The following is a 23448-nucleotide window of genomic DNA, read 5'->3' on the forward strand; positions in this document are numbered from 1 at the left end:
AACTTCGGAAAGCGCAGACTCTATGCATTGAATATGATGTTCTCGTGAATTTATTGCCGCGAAAAATGCAGGTATTCGTTCCTCATTGCATCGATAAACAAGGCAATCAATTTTCCGGGTGGCCTGGAAATTTCAAGGGGACATCGATTTTTCCGGAATTGCATCGATGTGTCCGGCCGCTGGGCGCCGTGCCTCGTCGACTCGGGCTCGCACGGAGCGCCGCCACGGACGCCCGGTCTGTTGTCGCCGGGGTTTGCTTTCAATATTCTTTCAATGGGTATTGCTAATTTTCTTCTAATTCTGAAGTCAGTCTGTGGTCAGGTTTATTTGAGCGGGAATTGGATTGATCTGTTTTTGAGTTATTGACGGTGCACTGGCGGCGATTGACACATAAATGTCACCGGCCATTTCTACATTCCTCCCTGATCCGCGCTTTCTTAATGGGAAAGCAGCATCTCCCAAGTTTTCTCTCGCAGCTTGCTCAAAACCATCAATAACTCACTGCCCCACGATATGACGATATTCGACAAGAAAATCCTGCTCTCGTCCTTGACGACGGTCGCGGCCTGCGTGCTCGCCGCCTGCGGAGGAGGTGGCGGCGGAAGCAGCGGCTTCTTCCCGATCACCACCCCGCCCACCAGCACGACGGGCGCCACCCCCACGACCTTCAGCGGCGTGGTCGCGGCCAGCGGCTATGTGCCGGGCAGCAGCACGGGCAATCCGACGCTCAAGGCCGGCTACTACCAGAAGGCAACGGTCTTCGTCGATGCCAACGGCAACGGCGTGCTCGACAGCGGCGAAGCCTCGACCGTCACCGACGCGAGCGGCAAGTTCACGCTGACGACCACCCAGACCGGGCAGCTGGTGGCCGACATCGGCGCCTCCGCGATCAACACCGCGACCGGCGCGGCCGCGGGCAGCCACCTGATCCTGCGCGCTTCGGCTGCCCAGGTCGCCGACCAGGGCACGGACAAGATCGTCATCAGCCCGATGTCGAGCGAGGCCCAGCGCCTCGTGGAAGCCAACGGCAGCAGCTACGCGGCCGAGAAGGCCAACCTCGTCGCCCGTCTCAACGGGCCGGCCTTCAACCTCGGCACGGCCGCTTTCACCGATCCGCTGGCGGACGTCAACACACTGAGCGGCGCCACCCAGTACGCGGCGCTGTACGAGGACAACCAGCTGACCAACCGCTACACCTACGCGACGGCCAAGCTCGACCGCAAGGACCTGTTCCCCGACAACCTGGCCGTCGCGGGCGGCGACCCGCGCCTCGTCGGCCTGTCGGGCGTGACGCTCACCAACAGGGACGGCAGCCAGGCCACTCCCACGTTGCCCTCGCAGAAGCAGGCGCCCATCACCTTCGCGCAGGCACAGCAGGCGGCCTTCAATGTGGAAGGCGTTCCGGCCTACGACAACATCTTCATCATCGTCGAGGAGAACAAGTCGACCGACGTGATCGTCGGCAATCCGCGTGCGGCGAACATCAACTACATCCTGAACAACTACAACCAGCTCAAGACGTACTACTCGACCGGCAATCCGTCCGAGCCCAACTACACCGCGCTGGGCGGCGGCGACGACTTCGGCATCCACGACGACAACTGGTTCGGCTGCGGCGCCGCCGCCCCCTACGACATCAAGGACGTTGCATTCGCCGGCGGAACGGCCTCCGACGGCCAGGTCATGCCCACGCAGGGCGCACTTCCGCCGGCGAACAGCAAGGCTCGTTCCGGCTACAGCGATCCGAACGACCTGATCTGCGGCGACCACCCGACCGGGGGCACCGTGCACAACGTCCCGGGCAGCAACCTGTTCACGGCGATGTCCAAGGCGGGCCTCACCATCCGCACCTACAGCGAGTCGATGAACCCCGGCCAGGACGTGCGCGCCGACAGCATCCTGGACAACTCCGTCACCGCCACCTACGACTCCAGCAAGCTCAAGGGCGCCACCAACCTCGACGGCTCGGCACCGCCAACCCTTGTCGGCTCGCCCAGTTTCCCCGCGCAAGGCGGCCTCTACAAGGTCAAGCACGGTCCCTCGATCGCCTTCCAGGGCGCGCGCAGCCTGCCCGATTTCGTGGCCAACAACCGCACCATCTTCGGCACGCAGTACCAGGAAGCGGACTGGCTCAATTCGTCGATCTACCCGGTTCCGAAAGGCTGGATCTACGACCAGTTCGGCAAGGACCTGGACGTCGGTGACGTGGGCAACATCAACTTCATCGTTCCTGACCAGTGCGACGACATGCATGGCGTTGGCAAGGACACCAGCTGCGCGAACACCAACAACGACGGCCAGGCCGCCGGCACCACGCGCGCCGACATCTACCTGGGCATGGTGATCAACAAGATCCGGAGTTCGGCGCTGTGGAAGAACCCGCAGAAGCGCGTCGCGATCGTCGTGATGTACGACGAAGGCGAAGGTGGCAGCAATGGCTCCTGCTGCGGCTGGAACGCGGGTGGCCCGAACTCGGGCGCGGCGCCGGTGACCGTGGATGCAAGCGGCAAGGCGACGGCCACCACGCCGCCGCCTAACTATGCGGGGGGCAACTTCGGCCACGGCAACTCGATCTTCGGCATCATGACCAACCAGCAGGACGTCGGCACGGCGAAGAAGCAGGTGGCGGACAGCGACTCGTACAGCCACTTCTCCTTCCTGCGCACCCTGCAGGACATGTTCCAGATCGCCGACCCGGCCGTGGATGCGTCGTACCTGAACCGCACCAAATACACGGAAGCGTTCATCACGGCCAACATCCTTGCATTGCCGGAATACCAGGGCAGCGCGGACACGCACTTCGACTCGGTGCGGCCGATCAACCATGCCTACGTGATCCCGGCCAACTACACCCAGAAGCTGTACGCGAACGACATCGTAGGTGTGCAGGACCCCGTCACAGGCAAGCTGGAAGGCCAGATCACTCCTCAGGTCGGTCCTGATACGAGCCAGAACAACGTCTGGGCAACCAGGTAGCCGGATTGCGGCAGCAAGCCCGGGGGGACGGTTGGAAGAGGTTTCTTCCGCCGTCCCGCAGGCTCCTCGAATCCCGCAAGGTGAGCAGGTCCGGCGCGACTTGCCGCTCTTGGGGAACAACAGCGAATGATGAATCCGGCAATGGAAAAAGTGGTCCCGCTCGCCATGGCGCTCTCGGTTGCGCTGTGGTGTCTCGTGGCCTGTGATGACAAGGGCGCGGCGAAGGCGGGCAACACCGTCCCGCGCGCGCCCACACTGAGCCCGGCGGCCCAGGTGGGGCAACTGGCCTTCTTCGACAAGAACCTGTCGGGTGGCCGGAACATGTCGTGCGCAAGCTGCCACGACCCGCAATACGCCTATGGCCCGCCGAACAGCATTTCAGTGCAACTGGGCTCCGACGTCACAAAAATGGGCGCACGTGCCGTGCCTTCGCTGCGCTACAGCTCGGCGACGCCGCCCTACAGCGACGACGCACCCAACCCCGACGGAGTGACATCCAGCTCGCCGGGCGGCGGCCTCATGTGGGACGGCCGTGCGGCAACACTGGCGATACAGGCCGGCATGCCGCTGCTCAACCCGGTCGAGATGAACAACACCTCGAAGGAAGCTGTCGTGAAGGTGGTTCAGGCCAGCACCTATGCGGGCTTGTTCAAGCAGGCTTTCGGTGCCGATGTGTTCAACGACACCGATGCAGCCTTCAACGCCCTTGGCACCGCGATACAGGCGCTCGAGACGGAAGACCTGAGCTTCCACCCGTACAGCAGCAAGTACGACCTGTATGTCTTCAACAAGGCCGGCGGCACGCTGACGCCGGCCGAGCGGCGTGGCGAAGTGCTGTTCCACAGCAGCGCCGTCGCCAATTGTTCGGGCTGCCACTACACCGGCGCCAACTTCAACGGCAACACGGGCCTGATGACGGACTTCACCTACCAGGCCCTGGGTGCGCCGCGCAACGACAGGTCGATTCCCAACAACCCGGATCCCATTCCGGCCAACGACGATCCGAAGTACTTCGACATGGGGCTGTGCGGCCCATTCCGCACCGACCACATGCCCGCCACGCCGGATACGGCGAATCCGTACTGCGGCATGTTCAAGGTGCCGGTACTGCGCAACGTGGCGTCGCGAGGCGTTTTCTTCCACAACGGCGTGTTCCACTCGCTGGAGCAGGTCGTCAATTTCTACAACACGCGGGACACAAACCCGGAGTACTGGTATCCCGTCAGCAACGACGGCAGCGGCGCGCCGCAGGCCAACCCGGCCTGGGCGCTGCAGCCCACGCACGTGCCGGGTGCGACGCTCGACAAGTACAACGACCTGCCGCAATCGCAGCACGGCAGCCTCGACGAGGAAGTGCCGCTGGGCACCGGCGAGGGCGGCGAAAAGACCCTTGCCAGCGGCACGCGCCCGCGCCAGCCTGGCTCCGCCCCGGCGATGACGCCGCAGCAGATCGCCGACCTGGTCTGCTTCCTGGGCACGCTGAGCGATGGCTATCAGCCTTCCGCCAGGGCATCGGCCACCGACAGGTGCACGAAATGAAAGCCGATCGTCGAGCGATGCGCCGCCTCGGCGGCATCCAGGTCCTGCTGGCGATGCTGCTCGCGGTCTTCCTGGCCGGTTGCGACAACGAAGAGGCGCGCTTTCCGAGCCGCGACAACTTCACCGCGACAACCAACGACTACCTCGCGCAGCGCGGCCATGTGTGCCTGGCCAAGTACGCCTGGCCGATCACCGTGGCTGCCGGATCGCACGAGCCCGATGCGCAGCAGATGCCGGTGCTGGAGAAGCTGGGATTGGTAAGCGGCAAGGATGTCGTCGCCGCTCAGCCCCCAGCCCGCGAATACGCGCTGACCGAGGCGGGGCGCAAGTACTACCTGCAGGTGCCCGTGGTGATACGCACGACGACGCAGACGATCACGCACCCGGCCGACTTCTGCGTGGCCACCCTGAGCCTGGATCGTCTGATCGGCTGGGATCCGCCGCAAACGCGCGATGGCCGCACCGCGACCTCGCTGCTGTTCACCTACCGCATCGCGCTCGAGCCGTGGGCCTCGACGCCCGAAGTGCTGCAAGCCTTCCCGCTGCTGGCGCGTGCCATCCAGCGCGAGGGAACGATGCAGGTGCGCCTCGGCGTTCACCTGACGCGACACGGCTGGGTTGCCGATGAACTCGACGAGCACTGAGCCGGCGATTCGCCACTGACATTCAAGAAAGCCAACCAGAAATCCCATGAATCTCCGTTTCATCGAACCGAGCCTGCGCATCCTGAATTCGCTCAAGACCCTGGCGGGCCTCGCCGTCATCTGTGCACTGGCCGCGTGCAGTGCCGGCCGTGACGCCAATGCGCCCACCGCCGAGAATCTCGCCGCCCCGCTGGATGACTACCTCGCCCGGCGCGGCGACATCTGCCTTGCCATGTTCGACTGGCCGATCGACCTGACCGAAGCCGAAGCCGGCTCCGGTGCGCGCCACGCAGTCCAGTTTCCGGTGATGGAACAACTGGGGCTGGTGCAGAGCACCATCGTCGCTGCACCGAAGAGCAAGGAAAACCCCGACGGTGCGATCAAGCGATTCGATCTGACCGAAGCCGGCCGCCAGTTCTACAAGCCGCATCCGCACGCGAGCCATGGCACCGAACACGCCAGCGACTTCTGCGTGGCGCATCTCAAGCGCGAGAAGATCGTCGACGTCAAGGTCGACGCCTCCGACGCACGGCATCCACTGGCGGTGGTCAGCTACACCTACCAGGTCGATACGGCGCCGTGGATGCGCAACGCCGACGCGCAGCGCGTGTTTCCGATGATCACGCGCATCATGAACGGCGCGGGTGGCCCGCTGCAGCTGCGCCAGGGCTTCCGGCGCGACGACAGGGGCTGGGTCGCCCAGATGGGGCCGGTCTGAGGCGCGGTACGGCGAACACACGGGTTCCCATGAGCACCATCGTCCGCTTCTCGCCCGATCTGGGCCGCTGGCTCACGCACAACCTGGATGCGGGTCTTGCGCCGCAGGCGGTGTTGGCCACGATGCTGAAGCAGGGAATGAGCGAGCGGGCCGCGCACGCCATCGTCGCGGCGTTTGTCGATGCGCGGCGGCAGGGCGGGGCGATGCCGGACGGCGCCGTCGAACTTCCGGACGAAGCGTCGTCCAGGCCGGTGGCGCGGCTCGCGCCGGGCACTCGGATACTGGCCGCCGGTCGCGAGATCGTCGTGCATTCGCGCGGCGAAGATCCGGTCTTTGCCGTGCTGGGCAACGTGGTCGACGCCGAGGAGTGCAAGGCCATCATCGAGATGGCGCGACCGCGGCTGAAGCCCTCCACCCTGGTCGACCCGATGAGCGGCCGCGACGTGGTGAGCGACAAGCGCGCAAGCTGGGGCATGTTCTTCCGTCCGGGCGAGAACGACCTGGTCGCCCGTCTCGACCGGCGGCTCTCGGCGCTGATGAACCTTCCGCTGGAAAACGGCGAGGGACTGCAGGTGCTGCACTATCCGACCGGCGCCGGCAGCGAGCCTCATTACGACTACCTGGCACCCACCAACGCCGCCAACCGCGAATCCGTCGCGCGAAGCGGCCAGCGCGTGAGCACGCTGGTGACCTATCTCGACGACGTGCCCGAAGGCGGCCAGACCGTCTTTCCGCAGCTCGGCCTCGCGGTATCGCCGATTCGCGGGAATGCCTGCTACTTCGAATATTGCGACGACCGCGGCCGCGTCGATGCGCGGTCTCTGCATGCGAGCGCGGCGGTGACCCGGGGGGACAAGTGGGTCATGACGAAGTGGATGCGGGAGCGGCGGTTCGTGGCTGCAGGAGAGGGCGCTTGATGGCTCCGGGTGGGCTTCGGTCGACCAATAGCGCTCGAGGCGCTGGCGCCGCGAGCCCATCGCATCAAAAAGAAAACCCGCCGAAGCGGGCTAAATGAGCAGCCATAGGAGGAGGGTAGAGGGAGAGATTGGCTGCCCGGGTGCAGTGTAGCCCTTTTGTTTTCATTGTTGGGCAGCCAAAAAGTGACAGCATGTTGCGCGCTGATGATCAACCCGCAACAGGCGCTGGCCAGGTCTCCGATCGCCTTGGGCTCGGCATCCTTTGCTCGACCGTGATCGAGTGCCATTGCGCGAAAGCTGCGGGTTGTTATCTCGGCGTTTTCAAGGCCCGTCCGGCGCACGGCGGCATGAGACCGTCCGGGACCGCGCCGGCCAGCTCATATCTTGCGAGGCTGCGTGAAGGACTGGATTGGCCTGCCCGGAGGGGATCGAACCCCCGACAACCTGCTTAGAAGGCAGGTGCTCTATCCAACTGAGCTACGGGCAGATTCCAGGCTGAAGAGATGCCTGGAAAATCAATGACTTGAGTGCGATTGCTCTCAAGCGGCAGCGGCGGATTCTACCGAGTTCCGCGTCCTGATTTGGCGCGCGGGGCGGTTTCGAGGCAGGCGACAGACCGCAGTCATGCGTGTCCGACCGCCTGCATCTCCGGCTCTTACCAGAGCACCTTCACACCCACGCTGGCGTTGACGCCGCTGCTGTTGCGTGCATCGCCGCTCATGTCCCACAGCTTGCCAAGTTCGCCGTACAGGCTGGTGCTGCGGCTCAACTGCCAGGATGCGCCCGCCGCCAGCTCGCCGCTGCTTCCACCAGTGCGCGTGGCGATGTCGGCGAAGCCGGCCGGACCGATGAAGCGCGCCACATCGGTGCCACTGCCCGTGTGATAGAGGTTCAGCCGCGCATAGGGTTGCAGCGGGCCCGCGCCGGTGTCGATCTCGCCCTTGACCCGCACGCCGGCGCGCACCAGCCAGCCGCTGTCACTGTCCTGGTGGATCAGTGCACCGACGATGCTCGCGTCGTCCAGGCTCACGCGCTGGTGCACCAGCTGCAGCTGCGGCTCGATGGTCCAGCCGGCAGCGATGCCGAAGGACTGGCCTACTTCGACGGAGGCCAGCAGGCTGCTGCCCTTGCCACCGCTGCCCAGACCCAGCACCGGCGATGCCGTATAGCGGTGGCGGCCGCCCTGCAGCACACCGTCGATGTAGAGGCCGCTGTCGTTCTTCCAGGTGCCGTAGACGCCGAAGTATTGATTCTTGAGGTCGTTGATGCCGACGCCGAGATCGAGCAGGCCGCTGGCGAAACCGTTGACGCGCATGTCACCGTCGAGCTGACCGACATAGACGCCGGCGCGCCAGTGGGTATCGGCCCAGAGGTCGGTGCCGGCCTGGACGCCGGTGAGGCGGCCCCTGCTGGTAGGGCTCACGGTACCGGTCTGGCTGGTGGTGCGGTCGGTGCTGATGAGGCGGCCCCACGCCTGGCGGTAGCTCTGGCCGGCGACGGCAGGGCCTGCGTCGTTGGCGGCGGGGCGGACGTTATCCCCCATGCGCATGTGCAGGCTGCCGAGCATCGACAGGTTGGCCTGGCGGAACTGCTCGGGAAGCACTGCGTAGAGTGGAACCTCGGTACGGTAGGCCGGCACGACCACGCCGCCGCCTGTGCCACCTCCGTTGGTCGGAGGCACCGCCGCGACGGTCGAGCGCAGATACCAGTTCTCGCCCGCGCCGCTCGCGTCGGCGGCGTACAGCCGGTACTCGTAGGCGCCGGCGTCGACGTGGCCGCCCGCGAGCGCAAAGGCGTTCTTCGTGGTCTGCGCGGTGGTGGTGGCGCCGTTGATCGCGCTGATGACCTCGATGCCGTTGCCGGTGGTCAGCGCGCCGAGGCCGCCGAGGTTGGTGATCTGCACGTTGGTCGTGCCGCTGGCGATGGCGGTCGCGCCGCTGAGCACGAGCTTGTCGCTCGCGCTGCTGCTGTCGCCGAGTGCAGTGCCCAGCCGGAGCGTGCCGCCGTTGCCCACCCACGGGCCGGTGACGGTCAGCGTGGTGCCAGGCGCTGCGCCGGCGAGACTCACCGTGCCGCTGTTGTTCACGGATGCCAGAGTCTGGTTGTGGCCCGCCAGGTCGAGCGTTGCTCCGCTGGCGACGGTAGTCGCGCTCTTCGAACTGAAGGTGCTCACAGCCCCGGCGCGCACGGTGCCTTGCGTCACGGAGGTGTTGCCGCTGTAGCTGTTCGTACCGGAGAGCGTCAGCACGCCGGCCCCGGACTTGACGACGCCGCCCGTGCCCGTGATGGCGCCGGCGTAGGTGCTGTCGCCGGCCTGGTTGGCGGTGAGTGTCTGGGCGTTCAGCGCCACGGTGCCGCCGGTGCCGGAGAGGTTGGAGGTGGTGAGGTCCCAGATGCCCAGGTCGAGCGTGCCGCCGTTGACCGTGTAGGCGGTGTTCTGCACGAACGCGCCCGCGCTGCCGGCCAGCAGCCGGCCGGCCTGCACCACAGTGCCGCCCGTGTAGGTGTTGGTTCCGCTCAGCGTCGTGGTGCCCGTGCCCCGTTGCTGGACGACACCGCTGCCGCTGATGGCGTCGGGGAAGCTGACGGCATTCGAGCGGTTGATGGCCAGCGTGGCGTTGTTGACGACAGCGCTGGAGATCGAGCCGGTGGTGCCTCCGTTGCCCAGCTGCAGCGTGCCCGCGGTGATCGTGGTGCCGCCGCTGTAGTTGTTGTCCCCCGTCAGCGTGGTCGTGCCGCTGCCGATCTGGTTGACGATGGCATTTCCGCCGATCGGCACCGCGAATTCGTAGCTGCTCGCGTTGTGGTTGAAGTTGATCGTCGACTGGCCGCTGCTGGAGGTGATGTTCTTCGCCGTCACGGCACCGGGGGCGGCAGGCGCACTCCCGACCGGTGCACCGATGTTCAAGGTTGTCACGCCGGTCGCCGTGTTGGCCAGGGAGAGCGTATTGGTGCCGCTGGTGCCTGAGGTCAGCAGGGCGCCGTCGGCCACGGTGACCGTGGCAGTTCCTCCTCCACCGATGGTCAGATTGTTGTTGACGCTGCCGAAGACGGACCCGGGCCCCGTCACGATCGCGGTAAACACGTCACCCGGTCTGAAACCCACTTGCACCGTGTTGGCCCCGACGAAGCCGCCAGCGGAGACTTCGAGCGTGCCGGCATGGTGGTAGTAGCCGCTGGCCCCGCCGAACTGAATGGCAGAGCCGGTGCCGCTCACCACGACGTCCGTGATGCCTCCGTTCGCGGCGCCGTTGCCGCCCCCCAGGTTGGCGTTGGTGCCGACCGTGATCTTTCCGCCACCCGTCACGTTGATCGCGGTGTGGCCGATGCCCGAGTTCAGGTTGCCAACCGACATCGAGGCGCCTTTGCCCACGTTGATGGTGGCCGATCCAGCTCCGGTGTTCAGATTGCCGGTGAAGACGGCGGAAGCGCCGTCCAGAACGCTGACCGTGCTCTGACCTGCCCCGGTCGTGAGGGCAGTACCCGACAGCGCGGTGCCGCTGCCCTGGGCCACCACGATCCCGGTCGTGTTGGGGGCGATGCCCACCTGGGTTGCGGCGGCCGTCTGATAGGTTGCGCCAGCTCGGAGGTCTAGCGTTGCCCCGCCGGCCGACCCGACACTGACTGCCACTTTCGACGAGATCTGCGGCAACTGCGTCGTGACCGTGAAGGCCTTGGTGACGGTGATGGTGGAACTCGAGTCGAGGCTGGCATTGGCGTCGTTGATGGCCGTGATCAGTTCCGCCTCGCTGGCGGCGGTGAAGGTCGCTGCCTGTGCGGCTCCACCGGCGGCCAATGTGGCCAGCGCCAAGGCCGCGCTCGCAGTAACTGTGCGCCTTGAACCGCTCGCCTTGCCGCCCCGCTTCGAAGACACGTTCTCTGCTGCTGCTACACAGGCGCCCAGTGCCGTATTCCACACCGTTTTGTAACACGAATTCATCCAATCACTCCTTGTTCTAATGGCAGGTTTCCCCAATGAGAAGCCAGAAAACAATGCTTCTCGAGGCTGGAAAAATCTTACATATGAAACAAGATGTGTGAATTCGGTTTCAGCAGTCTCCCGCAGTGGTCGTGGGTCTTTCTGCCTGCGGGCTGCCCTCACGCGATCTGGGTGTAGGAAGTCGATAGGGGCTCGGCGCATCGGCCCGCGAACTGTCCGCGTGTCAGGTGACGCAGAATGCAAAACGGTGACAGCAGCTCGAGCCACTGTCACCGTTCACATTTTTTTGGTCGGGGCGAAAGGATTCGAACCTTCGACCCTCTGGTCCCAAACCAGATGCGCTACCAGGCTGCGCTACACCCCGACAAGCCTTCTATTCTAGCCCGGATAAAAGGGCCTCAGCGTTTCTCGTACTGGGTCTTGCCGAAAAGAATCTCTCGCTCCTTGTCGCCGGTGATCGGCTGGCGCAGATCGGCAAGCACTTTCACGCCGCGCTGCACGGCCGGGCGGGCGGAAATGCCGTCGAACCAGTCCTTCAGATGGGGGAAGTCGGTGAGGGTGATTCCCTGATTTTCCCAGCTGCGCAGCCATGGGAAGATGGCGATGTCGGCGATCGAATAGCTCTTGCCTGCGATGAACTTGTTCTTCGACAGCTGCTTGTCGATCACGCCGTAGAGGCGCTTGGCTTCGTTGCTGTAGCGGTCGATGGCGTAGGCGATCTTCTCGGGTGCGTACAGGCGGAAGTGGTGCGCCTGGCCGAGCATGGGGCCGACGCCACCCATCTGGAACATCAGCCACTGCAGCACGTCGTAGCGCTCGCGGTCGCCGGTGGGCAGGAACTTGCCTGTCTTGCCCGCGAGGTACACGAGGATGGCGCCCGATTCGAAGAGCGAAATCGGCTTGCCGTCCGGACCATCGGGGTCGGTGATGGCCGGGATCTTGTTGTTGGGGCTGATCTGCAGGAAGTCGGGCGCGAACTGGTCACCCTTGCCGATGTTCACGGGGTGTGCGTGGTAGGGCAGCCCGCACTCCTCCAGCATGATGTGAATCTTGTGGCCGTTCGGCGTTGGCCATGAATAGACCTCGATGGGCGATGCGGGCATGTTGCCTGGCACTCCGGTGATGGGATGTGTTTGATGCGAGCCCGGCAGCATATACGTGCGAATTCAAACGCGTGCCGGCGCGGGAATTCGCAGTCTGGTTGGTGAAATTCGGGGAAATATCAACCGACTTGCTTCTCGTGCACGTTGCACCACATCCAGCTTTCACCGGGCTCGAGCGACCGGATGACGGGGTGACCTTCGGCGTGCGAGTGCCGCGTCGCATGACGGTTCTTCGACGAATCGCAGCAGCCGATGTGCCCGCAATGCACGCACAAGCGCAAGTGAACCCAGGTGTCCCCGGTCTTCAGGCAGTCTTCGCAGCCGCGCTGTTGCTGGGCGTGGGGCTGTGCGATCTCGGCGGGCACGTGGTCACAAGGTTTGATTGGCAACTTCGGACTCCTTCTGGTTTGAGCTGATGCGCTGTTCAGGCCACTGCCGAGGCCTGCGACAGGTGCTGGTGAATCAGCGCTACTGCGGCCGCGCCTTCGCCGATGGCGCCGCCCACGCGCTTGACCGAGCCCGAGCGCACGTCGCCCACGGCGAACACACCCGGCACGCTCGATTCGAGCGCCGCGGACGGCCGGGCCGGAAAGCCGCGGCTGGCGGCATCGCCGGTGAGCACGAAGCCATGCTTGTCGACCGCCACACCGCAGCCTTCGAGCCATGAGGTTTCCGGCTCCGCGCCGACGAAGAGGAAGATGTTGCGCGCAGCGCAGTCGTGTTCGTTGCCGGAGGTATGGCAGCGCCATGTCGCGCCGGTGAGGCCTTCGTCGGAGCCGCCATGAAGGCGAACGAGCTCGGTGTGCGGCTGCAGCGAGATATTGGGCGTGGCCTCGATGCGGTCGATCAGGTAGCGCGACATGCTGGCGGCGAGCGATGGCCCGCGCACCAGCACGTTCACCTTGGCCGCATGGCGCGACAGGAACACCGCGGCCTGTCCGGCCGAGTTGCCGCCGCCGACCAGCGCCACTTCTTGCTGCGCGCAGATCTTTGCTTCGATGGCAGAGGCCCAGTACCAGACGCCGCGGCCCTCGAATTCTGCAAGCCGCGGAACGTCGGGCCGGCGGTAGCGCGCGCCGCTGGCGATGACCACCGTGCGCGCATGGATCGTGCGGCCGTCCGCCAGCGTGACTGCCAGGCTCTCGAGCGCGTTTTCTCGCGAGCAGTCCAGCGACGCGACCTTGGCCGGAATCAGCATCTCGACGCCGAATTTCTGTGCCTGGACGAACGCTCGGCCCGCCAGCGCCTGCCCCGAGATACCGGTGGGAAAGCCGAGGTAGTTCTCGATGCGCGCACTGGCACCGGCCTGGCCGCCGAATGCCCGGCAGTCGAGCACGATCACGCGCAGGCCTTCGGAAGCCGCGTACACCGCAGTCGCCAGCCCGGCAGGCCCGGCGCCGACGACGGCCACGTCGTACAGCTCGTTGCGCTCCGCCGTATCGACCATGCCGAGGCAGCGCGCCAGCGCATCGTCGCTCGGGTTGACCAGCACCGAGCCGTCCGGGCATACCGCCAGGAGCTTGCAGGTTCCGTACTGGGCGAGCAGGGCGGCGGCGTCGGGGTCCTGGGCAGCGTCGACCAGGTGATATGGATAGCCATTGCGGCGCAGGAAGTTCTCGAGCCGGGCCATGTCGGGCGACTGCGGCTGGCCGATCAGGACCGGGCCACTGGCGCCCGATTCGATCAACGCCACGCGCCGAAGGATCAGCGCGCGGGTGATGCGCTCGCCAAGGTCGGCTTCGGCGACCAGCAGCGCGCGCAGCTGCGCAGGGGACACCAGCAGCGCCTCCACATCCTCGTCGGCGTGGCCGTCGACGAGGGCAGGGCGGCCGCTCAACTGGCCGACTTCGGCCAGGAACTCTCCCGGTCCTTGCCGCACGATCGGCACCACATGACCGAGCCCGTCGCGTTGCGTGACAGCCACGACGCCTTTCAGCAGCACGAACATGCCGGGGCCTGTTTCGCCCGCGGTGAACAGCCTGGCGCCGCGGGCGAACTGTTGCACGGTACCGAAGCGCGCGATGCGCGCAATCTCCGTGTCACTGAGGACGGGGAAGGTCTGATGGAGGCGGCTGCTGTCGGTGCCGTTGGCGGCGGTTGTGGCCATGTGTGGAACTCCGTTTCGCGAATCCATCGCATTAGACGACGAAGCTGGCCCTGTGGGTTGCAGTCGTTCTGCAGGCGGCGTTGGGCTGTAACAGCGTCACGCGCCTGCAATTTTCCTGACATGCCCGCTTCATCGCAGGTGCGGAGACTCCCTCGGCAGAAAGGGTTTCCCCATGAAAGAACTGCCCAACCCGACGTTTCCGCTTTCGCAGATCGGGCTTCGCGCGGCCTTGTGGCCCGCTCCCGCGGCTGGTGCTCCTGCCGCTGCGGCCCGTACGTCGGTGCCTCAGGCCCCCGCAGTCATCCTGCCGCAGGCCGTCGAATCCAAAAAAGGTATCACCGTTGGCTGGGCCCGCCATGTCGACGACGTGCGGGCCGCCCAGCGCCTGCGCTACGACGTGTTCGTCGGTGAAATGGGCGCCCGGGTTTCCTCTCCGGTCGCCGGTCACGACATCGACCTGTTCGATGACTTCTGCGAACACCTTCTGGTGCGCGACGAACTGACCCAGCAAGTCATCGGCACCTACCGCGTGCTCACGCCCGCCCAGGCCCGCCGGGTCGGCAGCACCTACAGTGATACTGAATTCGACCTCACCCGCCTGCGCGACCTGCGCGAGCGCATGGTGGAACTGGGCCGCAGCTGCGTGCACCCCGACCATCGCCAGGGCGGCGTGATCCTCGCGCTCTGGGGTGCCCTGGCCGGCTTCATGCACCGCAACAAGCTCGACACGATGATCGGCTGCGCGAGCATCCCGATGTCACATAACGGTGTCACGAACGGTGACGCCGCTGCCAGCATCTGGCGCCAGGTTTCGGCCAAGCACATGGCGCCCATCCAATATCAGGTGCAGCCCCGTCTGCCGCTGCCGGTCGAACGCCTCGACAGCACGCTCGACGTGGAGCCCCCGGCGCTCATCAGGGGCTACCTGCGCTTGGGCGCGAAGGTCCTCGGCGCGCCGGCCTGGGATCCCGATTTCAACGCGGCCGACCTGCCGATGCTGATGCGCATCGACGACCTGCCGGCGCGTTACCGCAAGCACTTCCTGGGCGCATGAAGCCGGCGGCCGACCGGCCCGGAACCGGGCCGCTCGCTTCTCCCCCCGGTGCCCTCGGCCAGCAAACCGCCGGCCTCGGCGCGTCACGGAATAGTCATGGAACTGTCACAAGAGAGGCTGACACTGTCATATTTCAGCCTGTGTTCCCTCCTGTGTCGCCTGCCTCAGAATCAGTGTCCATGTCTCCCGCTCCCGCAAACCCGTCCCCTGACGTTGCGGCGCCCGCGTTCACGTTGCTGGACCGCGACCACAGCATTCTTTCGTTCAACGAGCGCGTGCTCGACTGGGCGCATCGCAAGGAAGTGCCGCTGATCGAGCGGCTGCGATATCTGTGCATCGTGTCGTCGAATCTCGACGAATTCTTCGAAGTCCGCGCCGCGCCTCACCTGATTGCAGGCAGCGCCGGCGACCACAAGGGCACTTACACGGTCGAGTCGTTCCAGCGTCTGGCCGAAGCGGCCCACAAGCTGGTGGCGCGCCAGTACGCGCTTTACAACGATGAGTTGATGCCGACCTTCGCGACGCACGGCATCCGCATCATTTCCCACGGTGAGCGCAATCCGGCGCAGCGCAAATGGGTCAGCGAGTATTTCGAGCGCGAGGTGCGCCCTCTGCTGATTCCGGTCGGCCTCGATCCGGCCCACCCGTTCCCGCAGGTGGCGAACAAGTCGCTCAACTTCATCGTCAGGCTGGGTGGCAAGGATGCTTTCGGGCGTGAAAACCCGATCCAGATCGTCAAGCTGCCGCGCGTGCTGCCGCGGCTGATCAGGATGCCGGCCAAGGTGTCGGAGGGCAAGACGCTTTTCGTGGCGCTTTCCAGCGTGGTGCGTGCACATCTGAGCAGCATGTTCCCGGGGCGCGAGGTGGGCGACTTCTCGCAGTTCCGTGTCACGCGGCATTCCGACCTTGCCGTGGACGAGGAAGACGTCAAGAACCTGCGTACCGCGCTGCGCCAGGGGCTGCAGCACCGGCACTACGGGCAAGCCGTTCGCCTCGAAGTTTCGGCAAGCTGTGCCGAATCGCTCGCGAGCTTTCTTCTGGCGCAGTTCAATCTGCCGCCAGAGGCGCTGTACCGGGTACACGGCCCTGTGAACCTGGCCCGGCTCACGCAGCTGGCTGACCTGATCGACGAACCGCAACTGCGGTTTCCGCCGTATCGCGCCTCGTACCCCGTCACCTTGTCGTCCGGCCAGTCGTTCTTCGAGCAGTTGCAGCGAGGCGATGTCCTGATCCATCAACCCTTCGAGAGCTTCGACGGGGTGCTGGCCTTCCTGCGCGAGGCCGTGCAAGACCCGCAGGTGCTGGCGATCAAGCAGACCATCTACCGTACGGGCGCCGACTCGGAAATGATGGACCTGCTGCGTGAGGCCGTTCGTCGCGGCAAGGAAGTCACGGTGGTCGTGGAGCTGAAGGCCCGCTTCGACGAGGAGGCCAACATCAACTGGGCCGAGATGCTCGAGTCGATCGGTGCGCAGGTGGTGTATGGCGTGGTCGGCCTCAAGACCCACGCCAAGATGCTGCTGGTGACGCGGCGCGAGGGCAAGCAGATGCGCCGCTACGGCCATCTTTCGACGGGCAACTACAACCCGCGCACGGCCAGGCTCTACACCGACATCAGCCACCTCACGGCCGATCCGCTGCTGACGGCCGACATGGAAGCCGTCTTCGTGCATCTGGCGAGCCAGAGCCGCTTGCCGAAGCTCAACCGCATGTGGCTGGCGCCATTCGACCTGCACAAGAACGTCATCGCCCAGATCGATGCGCTGGGCCTGGCCGCCGCAGCTGGCCAGCCGACCCGCATCGTCGCCAAGATGAATGCGCTGACCGACGACGAAATCATCGCCTCGCTCGTTCGCGCCGGCCAGAAGGGGGTGAAGATCGACCTGATCGTGCGCGGAGCGTGCACGCTGCCGGCGCAGGTGCCGGGCGTCACCGACAACATCCGGGTGCGCTCGGTGATCGGCCGTTTCCTGGAGCATTCGCGGGTCTTCTACTTCCGCAACGGGGAGGACGAGTCGCTGTACCTGTCGAGTGCCGACTGGATGAACCGCAACATGATGCGGCGCGTCGAGCTCGCATGGCCCGTGACGGACCCCGGGCTGCGCCAGCGGCTGATCGACGAATGCCTGGTGGCCTATCTGCACGACGGCCGCGACGCCTGGGACCTGGGCGCCGACGGCACGTACACGCGCGTCGACCACGATACGCATTCGGGCGAAGCAGGCTCGTCGCCCGTCGTCGAAGCCCATGGCGCGCAGGCGGCGCTCATGAACCGCTACGCATCACGAGGGCATCTCAGAGATGCATCCAGCAACTGAAGATCGAAAGACGATGACCATGGACTTGATCTTCTGGCGTCATGCCGAAGCCGAAGACTGGACCGAGGGTTGCGACGACATGCAGCGCTCGCTCACCGCGCGCGGCGAAAAGCAGGCCAAGCGGATGGCGGCATGGCTGGACCGCCAGTTGCCCGACGGTACGCGCATCATCTGCAGCCCGGCGCGGCGTTGCGAACAGACCGCGCTGGCGCTGGGCCGCAAATACAAGCTGCGCTCGGAACTCGCTCCGGACACCACCGCCGAGGCGCTGCTCGGCGCGGCCGGCTGGCCCAATGGCAAGTCTGTGGTGCTGATGATCGGCCACCAGCCATCGGTGGGGCAGGCGATCTCGCTGCTGCTGGGGCTGAAGCAGGACAGCTGCCCGGTGCGCAAGGGCGCGCTGTGGTGGATCCGCACGCGCGAGCGCGACGGCGACGTGCAGACCGTCGTGGTGACGGTGCAATCGCCCGAGTTGCTCTGATCGGGAGCGAAAAAGCCCCGCAGTCGGGAGTGCTCAGCAGCCGCTGAGCTCGACCCGCCAGTTGCTGGTCTTCTGCCAGGCCAGCACTTCCTCGCGCAGAAGGTGCGCCGATTGCGGATAGGCCTCGGCCCAGTCCGGAGCGCAGGCGATGGCGAAGGCCCGTGCGCCCAGTGCTGCCAGGTGGAGCGCCTGCGGGTCGGGATCGCGCCGTGCGTGGCACAGGATCACCGCGAGCCGCAGCGACAGCAACTGCATCACGAAGGTTTCATCGTCCAGCGACGCCTCGAGCTTGCGAAGCTTGCCTCGCTGGCCCAGCACCAGCTGGCCCAGCGCATGCAGTTCGTTGACCGCAAAGCCGGGTGCGTCGGTGTTGTCGAGGATGTAGGCGCCATGCTTGTGGTAATCGCTGTGGGACACCAGCGTGCCGATCTCGTGCAGATGTGCGGCCCACCCGAGCTTGCGAAGCGCGCGGCCAGCCCGGTTGGTGGTGCTGCCGCCGCGCGCGGCGGGCGAGAGCTGCACGAAGAGGGCCGCGGCGGTGTCGCCGACACGGCGAGCCTGCTCCGGATCGACCGCGAACCGGCTGGCCAGCCGCGCGACGGTGGTGGTGCGCATGTCGGCGACGCTCTCGTCGCGCTCAAGCAGTTCATAGAGCACGCCGTGGCGCAGCGCACCCTGGGCGACCTTCATTTCGTCGATGGACAGGAGATCGAACACGGCACGCAGCACGCTCAGGCCGCCGCCGATCACGGCCTTGCGGTCTTCGCGCATGCCATCGATGCGCAGCTTGTCGGCGCTGCCGGCCTTGAGCAGGCGATCGAGCAGCCAGTCGAGGCCCTCGCGAGTGACCAGGCCGGGCTCGCCGCCCGCTGCGGCCAGCACATCGCCGACCGCGCCGATGGTGCCCGAGGCGCCATAGGCCACGTCCCACTGGTCACGCGTGTAGCTGCCGAGCGCGTCGTCGAGCACGGCCTTGGCCGCGACTTCGGCGGCGCGGAAGGCGGCCTGGGTGAAAAGACCTTCACCGAAATGCTTCATCGACCAGGCGACGCTGCCGACGCGGTACGACTCCATGCGGTCGGCCTCCAGGGCGTGGCCGATGATCATTTCGGTGGAGCGCCCCCCGATGTCGACCACCAGCCGACGCTCGCGGTCGGATGCATCGTTGTGCGGCAGCATGTGCGCCACGCCCTGATAGATGAGGCGGGCTTCTTCCCGTCCAGGGATCACGTCGATGCCGAACCCCAGAATGGTGCGCGCGCGCAGCAGGAATTCTTCGCGGTTGCGCGCCTCCCGCAGCGTTTGCGTGGCCACGGCCCGGACCTGCGAGCGCTTGAAGCCTGCCAGGCGCTCGCCGAAGCGGGCTAGGGCGTCCCAGCCGCGCTGCATGGCTTCGGTCGTGAGATTGCGGGCACTGTCCAGGCCGTTGCCCTGGCGCACCGTCTCCTTGAGATATTCGGTGCGGTGGATCTGGCCGTGGTCGACCTGTCCGATTTCGAGCCGGAAACTGTTCGACCCCAGGTCGACTGCTGCGAGGCGGGTGCCGTTTTGCATGTGATTCTGAAAAGGAGGGCGGTGTCTTTGTGTTTGATCGTAGCGCCGTGACAGGGCGTGCCGCCTTCCGATCGCGCGATGGCGAGTTCCGGAAGGCTAGGGGGCTCGCATGACGGTTATGTGACAGCGTCACATGCAAGACCGGCGAAACAAAGGCATTTTCCCTCGGTAGAGGGGTGTCATATTGATGTCACAGAAGCTTTCTAGAGTCCGTCCCAAGCCCGGAAAGGGACTACTTCTTACTTCTAAAAGGAAGCTTCATGAAAACGACGTTCAAATTTGCAACAGCCGGTCTCGTGGCCGCGGTGTTCTCCATTCCCGCCCTCGCGCAAGACGTGACCGGTGCCGGCGCCAGCTTCCCGGCGCCGCTGTACGCCAAGTGGGCTTCCGACTTCAACAAGGCCACCGGCGTCAAGATCAACTACCAGTCGGTCGGCTCGGGTGCCGGCATCAAGCAGATCGAAGCCAAGACCGTCGATTTCGGCGCTTCGGATGCTCCCCTGAAGGACGACGAACTCCAGGCCAAGGGCCTGATGCAGTTCCCCACCGTCATCGGCGGCGTGATTCCCGTGGTCAACATCCAGGGCGTGAAGCCCGGCGAGCTGAAGCTCAACGGCCAGGTCCTGGGCGACATCTACCTGGGCAAGATCACCAAGTGGAACGACCCCGCCATCAAGGCACTGAACGGTTCGCTGAACCTCCCCGACGCCGCCATCGCCCCGGTTCGCCGCGCCGACGGTTCGGGTACCAGCTTCCTGTTCACCAACTACCTGAGCAAGGTCAACGCCGAGTGGAAGACCAAGGTCGGCGAAGGTACGGCCGTGAACTGGCCTACCGGCGCGGGTGGCAAGGGCAATGAAGGCGTCGCCGCTTTCGTGAACCGCCTGCCGAACTCGATCGGCTACGTCGAATATGCCTACGTCAAGCAGAACAAGATGACGTACGCCCAGATGCAGAACGCCGCCGGCACCTTCGTGTCGCCCGACGACTCGGCATTCAAGGCCGCCGCCGCCGGCGCTGAATGGAACAAGAGCTTCTACCAGGTGCTGACCAACCAGGCTGGCAAGGACGCATGGCCCATCGCCGGCGCCACCTTCATCCTGATGCACAAGGTGCAGGACAAGCCCGCCAACGCGACCACCGTGCTCAAGTTCTTCGACTGGGCCTACAAGAGCGGCGACAAGACGGCCGACGAGCTCGACTACGTGCCGATGCCCGACGCCGTGAAGGCCACCATCGCCAAGGCATGGGGCGAGGTGAAGGACTCGTCGGGCAAGGCCGTCGCGTTCAAGTAAACCTACCCACCAGTCCAGAACGGCGCGCCCATGAGCAATTCTTCGCTCGAGGACGCGCCGCTTTCGTCTTTGCCGGAGCGACCCGTGTCATCCACCTTTCCCGCCGCCACCACCTCTCTCGACCTCGCGGCCGAGCGCGGTCGTGCCACCGCACCTCCGCCGCCTGTGAAGGCGCCGCGTTCCGGCCCCATGGCCGACCGGCTGTTCGGCTGGGCCGCCAAGGGCGCCGCCTTGCTGACGCTGGCGATGCTCATCGGCATCCTGCTGTCCCTGGTTGCAGGCGCCTGGCCCGCCATTTCGAAGTACGGTCTCGGCTTCCTCACGAGCAGCGTGTGGGACCCGGTCAAGGACGAGTACGGCGGCCTGGTCATGATCTACGGCACGCTGGCCACCTCGATCATCGCGCTGGTGATCGCGGTGCCGGTGAGCTTCGGCATCGCGCTCTTCCTCACCGAACTCTCGCCCAGCTGGCTCAAGCGCCCGCTGGGTACGGCCATCGAGCTGCTGGCTGCGGTGCCCTCCATCGTGTACGGCATGTGGGGCCTGCTGGTGTTCGGGCCGATCCTGTCGACCTGGGTGCAGCAGCCGCTGCAGAAGCTGCTCTCCGACGTGCCGTATCTCGGCGCGCTGGTGTCGGGCCCGCCCGTGGGCATCGGCATCCTGTCGGCCGGCATCATCCTCGCGATCATGATCATCCCGTTCATCGCCTCGGTGATGCGCGACGTGTTCGAGGTGACACCGCCGCTGCTGAAGGAGTCGGCCTACGGCCTCGGCTCCACCACGTGGGAAGTCGTCTCCAAGGTGGTGCTGCCCTACACCAAGGCTGGCGTCATCGGCGGCATCATGCTCGGCCTCGGCCGGGCGCTGGGTGAAACGATGGCGGTCACGTTCGTGATCGGCAACATGAACCAGCTCAACTCCCTTTCCGTGTTCGAGGCTGCGAACAGCATCACCTCGGCACTCGCCAACGAATTCGCCGAAGCCGGCGCGGGGCTGCACCAGGCCGCGCTGATGTATCTCGGCCTCGTGCTGTTCTTCATCACCTTCGTCGTGCTGTCGCTTTCCAAGATGCTGCTGGCCAAGATGAAGAAGAGCGAAGGAACCAAGTCGTGAGCACCGCCCAGAACCTTCTCGTGGCCAAGGCGCTGGCCGAAACGCGCCAGGCCAAGTTCGCCGCGCGCAACCGCGTCAACAAGATCGCGCTCACGCTGTCGCTCGCCGCGATGGCCTTCGGCGTGTTCTGGCTGATCTGGATCCTCTGGGAGACGCTGCGCCAGGGCGTGGGCGGCCTGGCCATCGCCACGTTCACGCAGATGACGCCGCCGCCGAACGAGGCGGGCGGTATCGCGAACGCGATCTTCGGCTCCTTCGTGATGGTGATGCTGGCCACCTTCGTGGGCACGCCGATCGGCATCATGGCCGGCATCTATTTGGCCGAGTACAACCCCAAGGGACTGCTCTCTTCGGTCACGCGCTTCGTCAACGACATCCTGCTGTCCGCGCCGTCGATCGTGATCGGCCTGTTCGTCTATGCCGTGGTGGTGGCCTACTTCAAGACCTTCTCGGGTCTGGCCGGGGCCATCGCGCTGGCGCTGATCGTGATCCCGGTGGTGATCCGCACCACCGAAAACATGCTGCAGCTGGTGCCGCCGGGCCTGCGCGAAGCTGCCTATGCGCTCGGCACGCCGAAGTGGCGCGTCATCACGAACATCACGCTGCGCGCCGCCCGCGCCGGTGTGGTCACCGGTGTGCTGCTGGCCGTGGCGCGCATTGCCGGCGAAACCGCGCCGCTGCTCTTCACCGCGCTGAACAACCAGTTCTGGACCGCCGACGTGAGCCAGCCCATGGCCAGCCTGCCGGTCACGATCTTCAAGTTCGCGATGAGCCCGTACGAGAACTGGCAACAGCTGGCATGGGCCGGCGTGTTCCTGATCACGATTGCCGTGCTTGCCCTCAACATCCTGGCGCGGGTACTGACGCGCAACAAACATTGAATCCGGAAGAAGTCAACAACATGCCAAACACCGTCGCACAACCGTCGCGCTCGAAGATCTCGGTCAAGGACCTGAACTTCTACTACGGCAAGTTCCACGCGCTCAAGGGCATCAATCTCGAAATCCCCGAGAACAAGGTCACGGCCTTCATCGGCCCGTCGGGCTGCGGCAAGTCGACCCTGCTGCGTACCTTCAACCGCATGTTCGAGCTCTATCCGGAGCAGCGCGCCGAGGGCACCATCGCCCTCGACGGCGAGAATCTGCTGACCTCGAAGCAGGACGTGGCGCTGATCCGCGCCAAGGTCGGCATGGTGTTCCAGAAGCCCACGCCGTTCCCGATGTCGATCTACGACAACATCGCCTTCGGCGTGAAGCTGTTCGAGAACCTCTCGGCCAGCGAGATGGACGACCGCGTCGAATGGGCGCTGAAGAAGGCCGCGCTGTGGACCGAAGTGCGCGACAAGCTGCAGCAAAGCGGCTCGGGCCTCTCCGGCGGCCAGCAGCAGCGCCTGTGCATCGCACGCGGCATCGCGATCAAGCCCGAAGTGCTGCTGCTCGACGAGCCCTGCTCGGCGCTCGACCCGATCTCGACCGCGAAGATCGAGGAGCTGATCGCCGAGCTCAAGAACGAATACACGGTGGTCATCGTGACGCACAACATGCAGCAGGCCGCCCGCTGCAGCGACTACACCGCCTACATGTACCTGGGCGACCTGATCGAGTTCGGTGCCACCGAACAGATGTTCTTCAAGCCGCAGCGCAAGGAGACCGAGGACTACATCACCGGCCGTTTCGGTTGAAGTCAAAG

General features: G+C 65.4%; 17 protein-coding genes, 2 tRNA genes and 1 pseudogene. 12 read left to right on the plus strand and 8 right to left on the minus strand.

Annotated elements, in window-relative coordinates:
• The first annotated feature begins 513 nt into the window (after positions 1-513).
• The 5 genes from ABL844_RS14185 to ABL844_RS14205 all read left to right on the plus strand — a co-directional run bounded on the left by ABL844_RS14185 (position 514) and on the right by ABL844_RS14205 (position 6794).
• Positions 514-2976 (plus strand): phosphoesterase, encoded by a 2463-nt coding sequence (locus tag ABL844_RS14185; protein WP_418131671.1) that lies wholly within the window; start codon positions 514-516, stop codon positions 2974-2976.
• 141 nt (positions 2977-3117) lie between these two features.
• Positions 3118-4515 carry a cytochrome-c peroxidase gene (locus tag ABL844_RS14190; protein ID WP_418131672.1) on the plus strand — a complete coding sequence of 466 codons (1398 nt, stop codon included), beginning with the start codon at positions 3118-3120 and terminating at the stop codon, positions 4513-4515.
• On the plus strand, positions 4512-5159 hold the full coding sequence (locus ABL844_RS14195) for a hypothetical protein (protein WP_418125600.1): 648 nt from the start codon (positions 4512-4514) through the stop codon (positions 5157-5159). The genes ABL844_RS14190 and ABL844_RS14195 overlap by 4 nt, the downstream gene beginning before the upstream one ends.
• Before the next feature lie 46 nt (positions 5160-5205).
• Complete coding sequence (locus ABL844_RS14200; protein ID WP_369658420.1) at positions 5206-5877, plus strand: hypothetical protein; 672 nt, start codon at positions 5206-5208, stop codon at positions 5875-5877.
• A 29-nt stretch (positions 5878-5906) separates the two neighbouring features.
• Entirely contained in the window at positions 5907-6794 is an 888-nt protein-coding gene (locus tag ABL844_RS14205) for a 2OG-Fe(II) oxygenase (protein WP_418125601.1), read from the plus strand.
• 410 nt (positions 6795-7204) lie between these two features.
• On the opposite strand, the gene ABL844_RS14210 is transcribed toward ABL844_RS14205, so the two are convergent.
• The 7 genes and pseudogenes from ABL844_RS14210 to ABL844_RS14240 all read right to left on the minus strand — a co-directional run bounded on the left by ABL844_RS14210 (position 7205) and on the right by ABL844_RS14240 (position 13944).
• Positions 7205-7281 (minus strand) — tRNA-Arg (locus ABL844_RS14210).
• A gap of 168 nt (positions 7282-7449) precedes the next feature.
• Complete coding sequence (locus ABL844_RS14215; RefSeq protein ID WP_418131904.1) at positions 7450-10605, minus strand: autotransporter outer membrane beta-barrel domain-containing protein; 3156 nt, start codon at positions 10603-10605, stop codon at positions 7450-7452.
• 39 nt (positions 10606-10644) lie between these two features.
• Positions 10645-10935 (minus strand): annotated as a pseudogene (locus ABL844_RS14220) (ESPR domain-containing protein); the annotation flags it as partial.
• Between the two features lie 86 nt (positions 10936-11021).
• Positions 11022-11098, minus strand: a tRNA-Pro gene (locus ABL844_RS14225).
• Positions 11099-11132: 34 nt separating this feature from the next.
• The gene (locus tag ABL844_RS14230) at positions 11133-11837 is read right to left on the minus strand and encodes a glutathione binding-like protein (protein ID WP_418131673.1); all 705 of its coding nucleotides are present in this window, start codon (positions 11835-11837) and stop codon (positions 11133-11135) included.
• Positions 11838-11956: 119 nt separating this feature from the next.
• The gene (locus ABL844_RS14235; protein WP_126019022.1) at positions 11957-12226 is read right to left on the minus strand and encodes a UBP-type zinc finger domain-containing protein; all 270 of its coding nucleotides are present in this window, start codon (positions 12224-12226) and stop codon (positions 11957-11959) included.
• Positions 12227-12261: 35 nt separating this feature from the next.
• Positions 12262-13944 carry an FAD-dependent oxidoreductase gene (locus ABL844_RS14240; RefSeq protein WP_221297484.1) on the minus strand — a complete coding sequence of 561 codons (1683 nt, stop codon included), beginning with the start codon at positions 13942-13944 and terminating at the stop codon, positions 12262-12264.
• Positions 13945-14116: 172 nt separating this feature from the next.
• Here ABL844_RS14240 and ABL844_RS14245 point away from each other — a divergent pair, with 172 nt between their 5' ends.
• From ABL844_RS14245 to ABL844_RS14255, 3 genes are read left to right on the plus strand one after another with little or no spacing between them, the layout of a single operon-like run.
• Complete coding sequence (locus ABL844_RS14245; RefSeq protein ID WP_418131674.1) at positions 14117-14998, plus strand: GNAT family N-acetyltransferase; 882 nt, start codon at positions 14117-14119, stop codon at positions 14996-14998.
• Positions 14995-17316 (plus strand): polyphosphate kinase 1, encoded by a 2322-nt coding sequence (gene ppk1 / locus ABL844_RS14250; RefSeq protein ID WP_418131675.1) that lies wholly within the window; start codon positions 14995-14997, stop codon positions 17314-17316. Before ABL844_RS14245 ends, ppk1 begins: the two co-directional genes overlap by 4 nt.
• Before the next feature lie 19 nt (positions 17317-17335).
• Entirely contained in the window at positions 17336-17797 is a 462-nt protein-coding gene (locus ABL844_RS14255; protein ID WP_171022539.1) for a SixA phosphatase family protein, read from the plus strand.
• Positions 17798-17830: 33 nt separating this feature from the next.
• Here the strand turns inward: ABL844_RS14255 and ABL844_RS14260 are convergent, their stop codons facing one another.
• Positions 17831-19351 (minus strand): exopolyphosphatase, encoded by a 1521-nt coding sequence (locus ABL844_RS14260; RefSeq protein ID WP_418131676.1) that lies wholly within the window; start codon positions 19349-19351, stop codon positions 17831-17833.
• A gap of 260 nt (positions 19352-19611) precedes the next feature.
• Between ABL844_RS14260 and pstS the strand changes: the two genes are divergently transcribed.
• From pstS to pstB, 4 genes are read left to right on the plus strand one after another with little or no spacing between them, the layout of a single operon-like run.
• Positions 19612-20646 (plus strand): phosphate ABC transporter substrate-binding protein PstS, encoded by a 1035-nt coding sequence (gene pstS / locus ABL844_RS14265; RefSeq protein WP_418131678.1) that lies wholly within the window; start codon positions 19612-19614, stop codon positions 20644-20646.
• A 30-nt stretch (positions 20647-20676) separates the two neighbouring features.
• Complete coding sequence (gene pstC / locus ABL844_RS14270; RefSeq protein ID WP_126019034.1) at positions 20677-21759, plus strand: phosphate ABC transporter permease subunit PstC; 1083 nt, start codon at positions 20677-20679, stop codon at positions 21757-21759.
• Positions 21756-22640 (plus strand): phosphate ABC transporter permease PstA, encoded by an 885-nt coding sequence (pstA, locus tag ABL844_RS14275; protein ID WP_019653049.1) that lies wholly within the window; start codon positions 21756-21758, stop codon positions 22638-22640. Before pstC ends, pstA begins: the two co-directional genes overlap by 4 nt.
• A gap of 20 nt (positions 22641-22660) precedes the next feature.
• Positions 22661-23440, plus strand: coding sequence for a phosphate ABC transporter ATP-binding protein PstB (gene pstB / locus ABL844_RS14280; RefSeq protein WP_021007056.1), 780 nt, complete (start codon positions 22661-22663; stop codon positions 23438-23440).
• Positions 23441-23448: the final 8 nt, after the last annotated feature.

Origin of the sequence: Variovorax sp. 278MFTsu5.1 (genome assembly GCF_048305045.1) — a bacterium.
GTDB classification, from domain to species: domain Bacteria; phylum Pseudomonadota; class Gammaproteobacteria; order Burkholderiales; family Burkholderiaceae_C; genus Variovorax; species Variovorax guangxiensis.

Coding starts and splice junctions, on each gene's coding strand:
- ABL844_RS14185 (WP_418131671.1), top strand. CDS start 514: ATGACGATATTCGACAAGAAAATCCTGCTCTCGTCCTTGACGACGGTC.
- ABL844_RS14190 (WP_418131672.1), top strand. CDS start 3,118: ATGGAAAAAGTGGTCCCGCTCGCCATGGCGCTCTCGGTTGCGCTGTGG.
- ABL844_RS14195 (WP_418125600.1), top strand. CDS start 4,512: ATGAAAGCCGATCGTCGAGCGATGCGCCGCCTCGGCGGCATCCAGGTC.
- ABL844_RS14200 (WP_369658420.1), top strand. CDS start 5,206: ATGAATCTCCGTTTCATCGAACCGAGCCTGCGCATCCTGAATTCGCTC.
- ABL844_RS14205 (WP_418125601.1), top strand. CDS start 5,907: ATGAGCACCATCGTCCGCTTCTCGCCCGATCTGGGCCGCTGGCTCACG.
- ABL844_RS14230 (WP_418131673.1), bottom strand. CDS start 11,837: ATGCCCGCATCGCCCATCGAGGTCTATTCATGGCCAACGCCGAACGGC.
- ABL844_RS14240 (WP_221297484.1), bottom strand. CDS start 13,944: ATGGCCACAACCGCCGCCAACGGCACCGACAGCAGCCGCCTCCATCAG.
- ABL844_RS14245 (WP_418131674.1), top strand. CDS start 14,117: ATGAAAGAACTGCCCAACCCGACGTTTCCGCTTTCGCAGATCGGGCTT.
- ppk1 (WP_418131675.1), top strand. CDS start 14,995: ATGAAGCCGGCGGCCGACCGGCCCGGAACCGGGCCGCTCGCTTCTCCC.
- ABL844_RS14255 (WP_171022539.1), top strand. CDS start 17,336: ATGGACTTGATCTTCTGGCGTCATGCCGAAGCCGAAGACTGGACCGAG.
- ABL844_RS14260 (WP_418131676.1), bottom strand. CDS start 19,351: ATGCAAAACGGCACCCGCCTCGCAGCAGTCGACCTGGGGTCGAACAGT.
- pstS (WP_418131678.1), top strand. CDS start 19,612: ATGAAAACGACGTTCAAATTTGCAACAGCCGGTCTCGTGGCCGCGGTG.
- pstC (WP_126019034.1), top strand. CDS start 20,677: ATGAGCAATTCTTCGCTCGAGGACGCGCCGCTTTCGTCTTTGCCGGAG.
- pstB (WP_021007056.1), top strand. CDS start 22,661: ATGCCAAACACCGTCGCACAACCGTCGCGCTCGAAGATCTCGGTCAAG.